This is a genomic window from Gordonia sp. NPDC062954 (assembly GCF_044543825.1).
Lineage (GTDB): Bacteria > Actinomycetota > Actinomycetes > Mycobacteriales > Mycobacteriaceae > Gordonia > Gordonia tangerina.
In genome coordinates, this window is record NZ_JBITWL010000001.1 from 118123 (window position 1) to 129188 (window position 11066).

Annotated in this window: 13 protein-coding genes; 4 read left to right on the forward strand and 9 right to left on the reverse strand. The window is 68.8% G+C overall.

Annotation, left to right across the window (positions count from 1 at the left end):
* Positions 1-58: 58 nt before the first annotated feature.
* Complete coding sequence (nadC, locus tag ACIGKQ_RS00540; protein ID WP_235723166.1) at positions 59-973, reverse strand: carboxylating nicotinate-nucleotide diphosphorylase; 915 nt, start codon at positions 971-973, stop codon at positions 59-61.
* Positions 966-2030 (reverse strand): quinolinate synthase NadA, encoded by a 1065-nt coding sequence (nadA, locus tag ACIGKQ_RS00545; RefSeq protein WP_235723167.1) that lies wholly within the window; start codon positions 2028-2030, stop codon positions 966-968. Before nadA ends, nadC begins: the two co-directional genes overlap by 8 nt.
* Before the next feature lie 250 nt (positions 2031-2280).
* Between nadA and ACIGKQ_RS00550 the strand changes: the two genes are divergently transcribed.
* Together ACIGKQ_RS00550 and ACIGKQ_RS00555 are read left to right on the forward strand one after the other, a co-directional pair.
* Entirely contained in the window at positions 2281-2844 is a 564-nt protein-coding gene (locus tag ACIGKQ_RS00550) for a helix-turn-helix transcriptional regulator (protein WP_287015014.1), read from the forward strand.
* A 54-nt stretch (positions 2845-2898) separates the two neighbouring features.
* Entirely contained in the window at positions 2899-3612 is a 714-nt protein-coding gene (locus ACIGKQ_RS00555) for an NrtR DNA-binding winged helix domain-containing protein (RefSeq protein ID WP_287015015.1), read from the forward strand.
* Positions 3613-3665: 53 nt separating this feature from the next.
* Here the strand turns inward: ACIGKQ_RS00555 and map are convergent, their stop codons facing one another.
* Positions 3666-4442, reverse strand: a complete 777-nt coding sequence (gene map, locus ACIGKQ_RS00560) for a type I methionyl aminopeptidase (RefSeq protein ID WP_396571936.1) — start codon at positions 4440-4442, stop codon at positions 3666-3668.
* 126 nt (positions 4443-4568) lie between these two features.
* On the opposite strand from map, the gene ACIGKQ_RS00565 reads away from it, so the two are divergent.
* Complete coding sequence (locus ACIGKQ_RS00565; protein ID WP_266061034.1) at positions 4569-4844, forward strand: helix-turn-helix domain-containing protein; 276 nt, start codon at positions 4569-4571, stop codon at positions 4842-4844.
* A gap of 86 nt (positions 4845-4930) precedes the next feature.
* Here the strand turns inward: ACIGKQ_RS00565 and ACIGKQ_RS00570 are convergent, their stop codons facing one another.
* The 6 genes from ACIGKQ_RS00570 to ACIGKQ_RS00595 all read right to left on the reverse strand — a co-directional run bounded on the left by ACIGKQ_RS00570 (position 4931) and on the right by ACIGKQ_RS00595 (position 10245).
* Positions 4931-5569, reverse strand: a complete 639-nt coding sequence (locus ACIGKQ_RS00570) for a DUF2567 domain-containing protein (RefSeq protein WP_266061032.1) — start codon at positions 5567-5569, stop codon at positions 4931-4933.
* On the reverse strand, positions 5566-5853 hold the full coding sequence (locus tag ACIGKQ_RS00575; protein WP_266061149.1) for a hypothetical protein: 288 nt from the start codon (positions 5851-5853) through the stop codon (positions 5566-5568). Before ACIGKQ_RS00575 ends, ACIGKQ_RS00570 begins: the two co-directional genes overlap by 4 nt.
* A gap of 16 nt (positions 5854-5869) precedes the next feature.
* Positions 5870-6910 carry a biotin synthase BioB gene (bioB, locus tag ACIGKQ_RS00580; RefSeq protein ID WP_266061031.1) on the reverse strand — a complete coding sequence of 347 codons (1041 nt, stop codon included), beginning with the start codon at positions 6908-6910 and terminating at the stop codon, positions 5870-5872.
* A gap of 82 nt (positions 6911-6992) precedes the next feature.
* Positions 6993-7736, reverse strand: coding sequence for a dethiobiotin synthase (gene bioD, locus ACIGKQ_RS00585; protein WP_396571938.1), 744 nt, complete (start codon positions 7734-7736; stop codon positions 6993-6995).
* Positions 7733-8944, reverse strand: coding sequence for an 8-amino-7-oxononanoate synthase (locus ACIGKQ_RS00590; protein WP_396571940.1), 1212 nt, complete (start codon positions 8942-8944; stop codon positions 7733-7735). Before ACIGKQ_RS00590 ends, bioD begins: the two co-directional genes overlap by 4 nt.
* On the reverse strand, positions 8944-10245 hold the full coding sequence (locus ACIGKQ_RS00595) for an adenosylmethionine--8-amino-7-oxononanoate transaminase (RefSeq protein WP_396571942.1): 1302 nt from the start codon (positions 10243-10245) through the stop codon (positions 8944-8946). The genes ACIGKQ_RS00590 and ACIGKQ_RS00595 overlap by 1 nt, the downstream gene beginning before the upstream one ends.
* 136 nt (positions 10246-10381) lie before the next feature.
* On the opposite strand from ACIGKQ_RS00595, the gene ACIGKQ_RS00600 reads away from it, so the two are divergent.
* On the forward strand, positions 10382-10978 hold the full coding sequence (locus ACIGKQ_RS00600; protein ID WP_235723177.1) for a TetR family transcriptional regulator: 597 nt from the start codon (positions 10382-10384) through the stop codon (positions 10976-10978).
* The last annotated feature ends 88 nt before the right edge of the window (positions 10979-11066 follow it).

The following is an 11066-nucleotide window of genomic DNA, read 5'->3' on the forward strand; positions in this document are numbered from 1 at the left end:
GAGTTCCCGCGCATGTCGCGAGGTGCGCCCGAACGCGATGGCGGCGCGGATGATCCGGTCAGTTCACCGGCGTCGGCGCGGCGATGTCGAGCCCGAGATCGAGTGCGGTCACCGAATGCGTGAGTGCACCGACCGCCAGGTAGTCCACACCGGTGCGGGCGTAGTCGGCGGCCATGTCCAGCGTCAGGCCACCGGAGCTCTCCAGTTTGGTCTGCGGCGAACGCGTGTTGCGTCGCTGCACGGCCATCTGCGTCTCCCAGAGAGCGAAGTTGTCGAGCAGAACCAACTGCGGTTCGAGTGCCAACACCTCGTCGAGCTGGGCCAACGAGTCGACCTCGACCTCGACGGGGAGGCCCGGCGCGGCCGCCCGGACCGCGGACAGGGCCGCGCTGACCGATCCGGCCGCGGCGACGTGGTTGTCCTTGATGAGTGCCGCATCGCCGAGCCCCATGCGGTGGTTGACTCCCCCGCCCGAGCGGACCGCGTACTTCTGCAGGTGCCGAAGCCCCGGCAGGGTCTTGCGCGAGTCGCGGACCTGCGCTGCGGTGCCGTCAACAGCCGCCACCCACCGGGCAGTGGCGGTCGCGATTCCCGACAGGTGGCAGATGATGTTGAGCGCAGTCCGTTCCGCGGTGAGCAACGAACCAGTGGGTGCATGTACGCCGAGCACCACCTCACCGGGCCCGACGTGCGTACCGTCCACGACTGCCGAGGTGACCTCATAGGCACCGGCACCGATGACCTCATCGAAGACGGCCAGCACCACCGGAAGCCCCGCGATGACACCGGCGCCACGGCTCGCGATGGCGGCATCGGTCATCGCGTCGGCGGGCACGGTCGCCGCAGTCGTCACATCCGGCCCGTGACGCAGGTCCTCGTCGAGGGCCGTCCGGATCAGCGTGCGGACCTCGTCGGTGATCTCCAGACCGAGTTCATCGACGGCACCGAGTTGTCCGACGAATCCCTCACTCACCGGAACCCGGATTTCCGATGGCGATCATCCGTTCCACGCTCTTACGCGCTCGCTCGGCCACATCGTCGGCGACGAACACCTCGTCGCGCCCCTCGCGCAGTGACCGCAGTAGCGCGGCGGGCGTGATCATCTTCATGTACGGGCAGGATGCGCGGTCGTTGACGGCCTGGAAGTCCACCCCCGGCGCCGCCTTGCGCAGCTGGTGCAGCATGCCGATCTCGGTCGCCACCAGCACCTGCTTTGCGCCGGTTTCGCGAGCAGCGTCCAGCATGCCGCCGGTGGACAGGATCTTGACCTTGTCGGCGGGCACCGCACCTTCGCCGGCGAGGTACAGGGCCGAAGTGGCGCAACCGCATTCGGGATGGATGAACAGGTCGGCGTCCGGATGACTGCCGGCCTGGTCGGCCAGTTCGTCACCGTTGATGCCCGCGTGCACGTGGCATTCACCGGCCCAGATGTGGATGTTGTCGCGCCCGGTCACGCGCTTGACGTGCGCGCCGAGGAACTGATCTGGCAGGAACAGCACCTCGCGGTCGGGATCGATCGACGCGACCACGTCGACGGCATTGGACGAGGTGCAGCAGATGTCGGTGAGCCCCTTCACCTCGGCGGTCGTGTTGACGTAGGAGACGACGACGGCGTCGGGGTGCTCGGCCTTCCACTCGCGCAACTCGTCGGCGGTGATCGAGTCGGCCAGCGAACATCCGGCGCGCTCGTCGGGGATCAGCACCCGCTTGCGGGGGCTGAGGATCTTGGCGGTCTCGGCCATGAAGTGCACACCGCAGAAGATGATCTCGTCGGCGTCGACCTCGGCGGCGATGCGAGACAGCGCCAACGAGTCGCCCACGTGGTCGGCGACGTCCTGGATCGCCGGCAGTTGATAGTTGTGCGCCAGCAGCGTCGCATTGCGCGCTCGGGCGAGACGGCGCACCTCGTCGGCCCATTCCGGTGTGGGCTCCACTCCGGTGTATCCGCCCGGACCGTCGGTCCAGTGCGCATCGGGCAGCCCCACGGTCTGCGTCTCGACCATGACGGGGCGGTCGCTGGTGATGCTCATCTGACACTCCTCACACGTGCGGGTCCCGGGTGGCTGCTCCCGGCACCAGAGTTTTCGACTGATGATCGAAAACGCTGCCCATGGTAACACCGGTCACAGCTGCGGCATTCCCGTGCACGATTCGAGTAGTCGACTACGCGTTTGCTTCGCACGAGCGAAACCTAGCGTCGGGGATGTACCACTCGTCCGCCCAGGTCCGGCCGCGATAACCCTGGCCAGGCGGGCCATAAAGAAGATTGCGAGCAGCGTGATGACCGTTTCCCCGTACGACGACGCACTGTCCACTCCGCCGCGCACCACCCTGCCGCCACGGACATCGAGTCCCGCGGATCGCCGCGCCGACGCCGCCGTCGCGCGCCGTGAGGCGGCGCTGGCGCGGCTGGCCGCTCGCCGGATGCCGTTGCCCGGACAGCCCGCACCACCGCACGCCCAGCATCGCCCGACGGTACGGCGCCCCCTCGACGACGCACGTGGTCGAGGACATGTGCGGCTGGTCGTCGAGCCGCACGACATCGTCGAGCAGTCGGCTGCCATCCCGGCCGCCACACCCCGCCCGGCCACAGCCGCGCCCGAGGCGGCGCCCCGACGCCGACCGGGGCTGACCGAGCGCGAGATCCAGGTGTTGCGGACCTGGTTGCTCACCGACTCCAAGATCGTGGTCGCCGAGGAACTGTCGATCTCGATCGGCACCGTCAACACCCACCTGACGCGTATCCGCGCCAAATACACCGCGGTGGGACGGACAGCACGAACCAAGGCCTCGCTCGCGGCACGCGCGATCCAGGACGGCATCATCGCTCTCGAAGATCTCTGAGACCCGGATGGTCGGTGCGGGTCGGCGCGACGTCGCCGCCATACAATCGACGCCATGCCGACGCCCCCGCCGAGTGCGCCATCTACCGGCGGGCCGCCCGTCGAAGTCGAGACGCTGACCGCTGTGTTCCAGGTCCGCGACATCGCTGCGGGCACCGAGCCGGCGCTGTGTGTCCTACTCGCCGATGACGGGAACTCGGCTTGGCGCCTGCCCGGCGGCGCCGTGGCGGCCGAGGAACCACTGGACGTCAGCGCACGCCGGGCCGTGGCCGACACGGTGGAGATCACCACTATCGCCCACCTCGAACAGCTCGCCGTGTTCTCCGATCCCGCCCGGGTCCCCGGCATCCGCACGATCGCCTCGACCTACCTGGGCCTGGTGCCCAGCGATGCCCCGACCGAGCTCGCCGTCGACTCGGCGTGGCACGCCGTCGATCACCTCCCTGCCCTGGCCTATGACCACGATCGGATCGTGGACGCCGCGCGCCACCGGCTGGCCGCAAAGCTCTCCTACACCAACATCGCCTTCGCCCTGGCCCCCGCTCGCTTCCCGATGTCACAGCTTTCGGAGATCTACTGCGCCGCTTTGGGTTATCCAGTGGACACCACCAACCTGCTCCGCATCCTGAGCCGCCGCGCCGTGGTGGTGGCCACCGGCACCGTCGGCAAGACCGGACGCACCGGCGGGCGGCCGCCGGCGCTGTATGCGTTCGCCGACGCACAGTTGCGCGTCACCGACGAGTTCGCGACGCTGCGGCCGCCGATGTGACCGGACGTGCGACCACACGTCCCGCTGATCGCCCGCGCACAAGCCTTATCTCGTCACCGACCGCTGGACCGCGTCAGTATCTCGGCGGCTCCGTCGGTGACGGCGATCGTGTGCTCGCTGTGCGAGGTACGGGACCCATCGGCCGACCGGATCGTCCAGCCGTCCGGGTCATAGATGATCCGCGAGGTGGATTGGGCCAGCCACGGTTCGAGCGCCAGGGTGAGTCCGGGCCGCAGCGCCAGCCCTTTGCCTCGACGTCGTCCGATGTTGGGCACATGCGGGTCCTCGTGCATGGTGCGACCGAGGCCGTGGCCGCCGAACTCGGTGTTGACCCGAAAGCCACGCGAGGTGCAGACCTCGCCGATCGCCGCCGAGATGTCGCCGAGCCGATTACCCGGGCGTGCCGCGTCGATTCCGGCTGCCAATGCCAGCTCGGTGGTCTGCACGAGAAACTCATCCTCGTCGCGGGCGGCGCCCACGATCACGGTACGAGCCGAATCGGCCACCCAGCCATCAATCGAGACGGCGATGTCCATACTCAGCACGTCGCCGTCGGCGAGCGCGCAATCATACGGAAGGCCATGCAGCACAGCATCGTTGAGGGATAGGCAGATCACATTGCGAAACGGCCCACGCCCGAAGGACGGCGCATAATCCCAATAGCAGGACACCGCACCACGCCGACGGATGAGCTCGCGGGCCCGCATCTCGAGGTCGAGCAGATTGACCCCGGGAGCCGCCAGACCAGACAGGTCATCGAGCAGGTCCGCGATGAACCCACCGGTGGTTCGCATCGCGGCGATTTCGTCACGCGACTTCAGTTCGATCACAACGCCCTCTCCAAGTCACCCGCCCATGGTCACCCGATGGCGGTCGGTATTTAAATACCACAGTAGAAGAGGTGGTGGTATTTTCATACCGGTGCAGCTCAGCGGCTGGGCCACTAAGGTGAATGCATGGTTCGCGCACCACTGACCCCAGAGCAGATCGCCGCCGGACGCCGGCTCGGCGCGGTGCTGCGGGAATGGCGCGGCCCGCGCACCGTGGCCGAGGTCGCTGAAGGCGCCGGCATCTCACCCGAGACGCTGCGCAAGATCGAGAGTGGGCGGTTGCTGACCCCGTCGTTCGCCACCGTCGTCGCACTGGGCCGTTCACTCGATGTACCGGTGGAACTGCTCGCCGACGCGGTTGCCGGGGCCGCCCCGATGCCGAGTGCCCGGTCGACCGTCTAACGGGTACTACTTGCCCCTTCGTGACGCCCTCCGCAAGCTCCGGGCTCCTCGGGAACAGTAATCACGCTCGGCCAATGCCCCGCTACTCAGGGAGCGGGTGCCGACAGCGTGTTTTCTGGTATCGAGGGCAGATCTCCGACGCCGAGATCGGCCCGACGAGCCGCGAGCGTGACGCCCAGATACACCAGCGCGGCGGCCAGCGGCGCGCACACGAACAAAACCCAGGGACCGCCCGCACCGCCACGGACCGCACCGTCGAGCCAGAGGTCGGGCACCACGTCGAAGGTCGAGCCGACCGGCAGGGCACGCGGGTCGTCGAAACGCCAGTCCGCCACCCAGGTGCCGACGGCGGCCGCGATGAGCGACCCGATGGTGGTGGCCACCGCGAGCACCCCGAACCCCACCGGCCCGCGCCATGATCGAGCAGTTGTCCACCCGATGATCACCGACACCACGCCGTAACCGAAGAGCAGGAGGGCAAAAGTACCGACAGCCGCGAACTCGGACCCGAATGCGCTGGCCGGTACCACGGCGGAGCCCTCCGACACCACGCGCCCACTGAGCGCCGGGGTCACCGCCGCCCAGAGCGCGCCGAGCACGACTCCGAGTAACATCACCGTCACGGCCACCGCCACGAGCCCGGACACCGACCGGTGGACACCGCGGCGTGCATCCGCACCGCCAGACAGATCGTCGTCGGAGACGACCGGTGCCGGATCGGTCATCGTTGTCCCAGCTCGGTCGAGTCGACCGTCCCGTGCCGCGAACATCGTGCTCCCCAGCCGTCCGGGCGTACCTGCACCACCATGCGCCGGCCGCATTGCCCGCAGAAGCGCGGTGGCTCCAGACCGAGGCGGGCGGCCGCCGGTATCGCGTCGGCCGACTGCAGCTCCAGTTTCAGTCCCGTGTACACACCGAAGCGGCAGGGCTGCGCAAGCGGGCCGGGGACCTCGAGCGTGGAGTGCAACGGTCGGGGCGTTGCACCCGAACCCGGATTCGTCATCGACATGGTCACCTGTTCGAGCCTAGATGCTGTCGTTGAGTGCCTTGATGGGCATCGACAGATCGGTCAGCAGGTCGAGGTCTTCCTCGGCGGGCCGCCCCAGGGTGGTCAGGTAGTTGCCGACGATGACGGCGTTGATGCCGCCCAGGATGCCCTGCTTGGCGCCGAGGTCACCGAGGGTGATCTCGCGTCCGCCCGCGAAACGCAGGATGGTGCGCGGCAGCGCCAGACGGAACGCGGCCACCGACTTCAGCGCCTCGGCCGCCGGGAGCACGTCGAGGTCGCCGAACGGGGTGCCGGGACGCGGGTTGAGGAAGTTCAACGGCACCTCGTCGGGCTCCAACGCCGCCAGGTCGGCGGCGAACTCGGCTCGCTGCTCGAGACTCTCACCCATCCCCAGAATGCCGCCACAACACACCTCCATGCCGGCTTCACGCACCATGCGCAGCGTGTCCCAGCGCTCCTCCCATGAGTGGGTGGTCACCACGTTCGGGAAGTGGCTGCGCGCGGTCTCGAGGTTGTGGTTGTAGCGGTGCACGCCCATGTCCTTGAGCTGATCGACCTGCTCCTGGGTGAGCATGCCCAGGCTGCAGGCGATCTGGATGTCCACCTCGTTGCGGATGGCCTCGATTCCCGCGGCGACCTGGCTGAGGAGCCGCTTGTCCGGGCCCCGCACGGCGGCGACGATGCAGAACTCGGTGGCGCCGGTCTTGGCGGTCTGTTTGGCGGCCTCGACGAGCGATGGGATGTCGATCCAGGCACTACGCACCGGGGAGGTGAACAGACCGGACTGCGAACAGAAGTGGCAGTCCTCCGGGCAACCGCCGGTCTTGAGCGAGATGATCCCCTCCACCTCGACTTCCGGCCCGCACCAGCGCATCCGCACATCGTGCGCGAGCTGCAGCAGTTCGGTGAGTCGATCCTCGGGCAAACGCAGCACCTCGAGCACCTGGGCCTGATCGAGGGCCTGGCCCTTCTCGAGAACCTGTTCACGGGCGACGGCAAGAATGTCGTCGGCGGTCTGCGAATGCGATGTGCCGGGGGCGACGGGGGCCTGGGTCACGGGAGAACTCCTTGTCTGGACTGTTGATCGATGGGCTGGGTTGCTGTCGGCGAGAATCTGGGAGGCTTCGGCGGGCAGAGATTTACAGTGCCGTCGGGGCGACGTGGGGTGCCGCCGGCCGGGTGGGTGCGAGTTCGCGGGCCGTCCATTCCCGGTCGAACCAGGCCGGCGCCCGCCGACGGAACTCCGCCGGGTCGAGGGCACCGGCACCGTCCGGGATGACCCCGACGACAGGGGCTCCGCTCAGTCGGGGCAGGTCGTCGCGGTTGCAGCGCATGGCGAGATCGGGTTCCGTCGGCCAGGAACCGATCACCAGACCCGCGACGCGCAATCCGCGTGCGCGGACGGCGCCGACGGTCAGCTCCGCATGATTGAGGGCCCCGAGTCCGGCCGGGACCACCACCAGAACCGATGCGCCGACATCGGCGCACAGGTCGAGCAGGGTCAGCTCCGGCGCCAAGCGCACCATGACCCCACCGGCGCCCTCGACGAGGGTCACGTCGTGGTTCGCGGCCAGGCGATCGATGGCTGCGCGGGCGACGGCGCGCTCGAGCGGCGGCACACCGGCCAGCCGCGCGGCGGTCTCCGGCGCGAGGGGATCCGGATAGCGGGCACACTCGGCGGTGCCCAGCGGCCCGACGAGGTCCTCGATCACAGCCAGATCGCCGGGTTGTCCGGGCATGACGCCGGTCTGCGCGGGTTTGCACACCGCAGGGTTCACACCCGCCGCGCGGGCGGCGGCCACCAGCGCAGCGGTCACGATCGTCTTGCCGACGTCCGTCGAGGTGCCCGCAACCGCCAGCACGTTCTCCGACGCCGCGGTCATCGGGCACCCACCGTGCGCAAGGCATCGAGCACGATGCGCGCGACCCGGTCGATCGTCACGTCGTCGAGATCGGCACGCACTGTCAGCCGCAACCGCGAGGTCCCGGCGGGCACCGACGGCGGACGGAAACACCCGACGAGCACACCTCGGTCGCGGCACGCAGCAGCCGCGGCCACCGCGGCGTGCGGATCCCCGACGATCAGCGAGACGACGGCAGCAGCGGGCGCCGGGGCCTCGATGGCGTCGGCCAGTCGAGCCGCGTTCTCACGCAGTCGGTCCGGCATGGCGGGATCGGCACGTAGCAGCCGCAGCGCGGTGTGGGCCGAGCCCACCGCGGCCGGATTGAGGCCGGTGTCGAAGATGAACGTCCGCGCGCGATCGACGAGATGCGATCGCAACAACTCGGGTCCGAGCACGACTCCGCCCTGGGCACCCAACGACTTGGACAGCACGGTGGTCATGATCAGGTCGGGGGCACCGGACAGGCCGTGTTCGGCGATGAGCCCACGCCCGCCCGGACCGCGCACGCCGAGCGCATGCGCCTCGTCGACGAGCAGCGCCGCCCCGCAGTCGCGTGCGACGGCATACAGGTCGGCCACCGGGGCCGGTTCGCCGTCGATGCTGTACACCGAGTCGGTCACCACCAGCGCGCGCTGCTCGGTGCGAGCGCGCAGGGCGTCGTGAACGGCCTGGTGATCACCGCGGTCGACCACGACGACGCGTGCGCGCGAGAGCCGACATCCGTCGATCAACGACGCGTGGGTCCCGGTGTCGCTGACGATCAGGTCGCCGCGTCCGACGAGGGCGGTGATGGCGCCGACGTTGGCGAGATATCCCGACGAGAAGGCCAGCGCGCTGTCGAACCCGAGGAAATCGGCGAGGTCGTTCTCCAGCTCGATGTGGGCCTCAGTGGTTCCAACCACCAGTCGCGAGGCTGTGGCACCGGCCCCCCACTGCGCCAACGCCGCCTGCCCACCGGCGACGACCTCGGGGTGCGTGCAGAGCCCGAGGTAGTCGTTGGAGGCGAGGTCTACGACCGGGGTGTCGGCGCGTCGAACGATGGGATCGCGATGCAGACCGGCGGTCCGCACCCGGTCGGCCTCGTCGGCGAGCCACCCGAGCGCCCCCTGTTCGGTGGCGCCCGCGCCGATGGCCGGATCGGCTCCACGAGTGGCGATGTCGGTATCGGTGAGCTCGGTCGTGGTCATCAAGACATCACTCCCACGGTGTGGTCGGCGGACAGACTGGCGGCGACGGCGGCGTGAACTCCACGGCAGATGGTGGCGATGTCGTCGGCGGTGCAGATGAACGGCGGCATCACGTAGACGTTGTTACGGAACGGCCGCAACCAGACCCCCGCGTCGACGGCCGCGGCCGTGGCAGCGACCATGTCGACCGGGCGGTCGAGTTCAACGACCCCGATGGCTCCGCGGACGCGGACATCGGCAACCCCCGGCCGCGCCGCGAGATCGCCGAGCCCGGCGCGCAGACCCGATTCGATGGCCTGCACGCGGGCCCGCCAGTCCGAGGCGAGCAGTTCCTCCACGGAGGCGACGGCCACCGCACAGGCGAGTGGATTGGCCATGAAGGTCGGGCCGTGCGCGAGCCCACCGGCCTCCCCCGCGCTGATCACCTCGGCGATCTCACTGGTGCACATGGTGGCCGCCAGCGTCAGGTAGCCGCCGGTCAGCGCCTTGCCCAGGCACATGATGTCGGGGGTCACGCCGGCATGGTGGGCGGCGAACAGTTCGCCGGTACGACCGAATCCGGTGGCGATCTCGTCGAAGATCAACAGCACACCCGACTCGTCGCAGATGCGCCGGAGTTCGGAGAGATAGCGCGGGTCGTGGAACCGCATACCGCCCGCCCCCTGCACGACGGGCTCGACGATTACCGCGGCGAGCCGTTCCCGGTGCTCGGCGACGGCTGTTTCCAGGACGGCGACGTAGCGCTCGTCGAAGTCACGCGGGGGCGGGGGCACGAACACCTGATCGGTGAGGACGTCGGTCCACATCGCATGCATCCCGCCGTCGGGATCGCACACGCTCATCGGGGCGAAGGTGTCACCGTGGTAGCCACCCCGCCAGGTCAGCAGTCGATGTCGCCGGGGTTCGCTGCGGCTACGCCAATACTGAACGGCCATCTTGACCGCGACCTCTACCGACACCGAGCCGGAGTCGCAGAAGAAGATCTTGCGCAGGTCGGGCGGGGTGATCTCGACCAGCAGTTGAGCCAGTCGCGCCGCGGGTTCATGGGTGAGACCGCCGAACATGACATGTGACATCGATTCGACCTGCCCGGCGAGCGCCGCATCGAGCACCGGATGCCGGTACCCGTGGATCGCCGCCCACCACGAACTCATCCCGTCCACCACGTGTCGGCCGTCGGCCAATTCGATCCGGACGCCCCGGGCACCCCGAACGACGATCGGCGCCACTGCCGCCGGCAGAGCGCCGTACGGATGCCAGATGTGCTCGGCATCGATGCGGCTGATGGTGGCATCGTCCACGCCGGATCACCCTCACGAGTTCGTCGGGGCGCGTATGCGCCGGGATTACCTGATCCTGAACGCTGTACAGGATCGATGTCCTGGACACTGTACAGGTATTTTCCTGAACGGTGTACAGGACCCTTATCCTGGCCGGGTGAGCAACAGTCGAGCAGACGTCCTGCAGGCGGCGCGGGAGATCCTCGCCGAGCACAGCCTGGCCGATCTGTCGATGCGGCGTCTGGCCGCCGATCTCGGCGTCCGCCCGAACGCCCTGTATTGGCATTTCCCCAACAAGCAGACCCTGCTGGCGGCGCTGTCGGACGACATCCTCGAGCAGATCCCAGCGACACCGCAGGATCTGGGTTGGGATCAGCGCCTGGCCTACCTCGCCACGGGCCTGCGCGCTGCCCTGCTCGACGTCCCCGACAGCGCGGAGATCGTGTCCTCGAGTTGGGCCAGCGGACTGTCAGCGCGGACCATTGCGGGGCAACTGGCGGCGGTGGCGCGGGACGGCGGACTCGACGAGCGTGACGCGCAGGCCGTGGCGACCGCCGTGTGCCAGCTGACCATCGGGCTGACGATCGAGGAGCAGACCCGGTCGCAGATGGAACGACTCCAGGTGACCGGACCGTCCGGACGCGACTTCACCGCGGAGTTCTCCGGCGGTCTGAGCGTGATCCTCGACGGTGCCCGGATGCGGGCACAACGTCTGACGACCGCCGCCGGCGTACCGCAAGGTAAAGAAAAGTAAAGGTCAGCGCGGGTACGACACTCGCCTCGGCACGCCGCGTCGAATCGAGATCTCGGTGCGGCGGCATGTAGATTGCTGGGCGGACCTA

Coding starts and splice junctions, on each gene's coding strand:
- nadA (WP_235723167.1), bottom strand. CDS start 2,030: ATGAGCATCACCAGCGACCGCCCCGTCATGGTCGAGACGCAGACCGTG.
- ACIGKQ_RS00550 (WP_287015014.1), top strand. CDS start 2,281: ATGACCGTTTCCCCGTACGACGACGCACTGTCCACTCCGCCGCGCACC.
- ACIGKQ_RS00555 (WP_287015015.1), top strand. CDS start 2,899: ATGCCGACGCCCCCGCCGAGTGCGCCATCTACCGGCGGGCCGCCCGTC.
- ACIGKQ_RS00565 (WP_266061034.1), top strand. CDS start 4,569: ATGGTTCGCGCACCACTGACCCCAGAGCAGATCGCCGCCGGACGCCGG.
- ACIGKQ_RS00570 (WP_266061032.1), bottom strand. CDS start 5,569: ATGACCGATCCGGCACCGGTCGTCTCCGACGACGATCTGTCTGGCGGT.
- ACIGKQ_RS00575 (WP_266061149.1), bottom strand. CDS start 5,853: ATGTCGATGACGAATCCGGGTTCGGGTGCAACGCCCCGACCGTTGCAC.
- bioD (WP_396571938.1), bottom strand. CDS start 7,736: ATGACCGCGGCGTCGGAGAACGTGCTGGCGGTTGCGGGCACCTCGACG.
- ACIGKQ_RS00590 (WP_396571940.1), bottom strand. CDS start 8,944: ATGACCACGACCGAGCTCACCGATACCGACATCGCCACTCGTGGAGCC.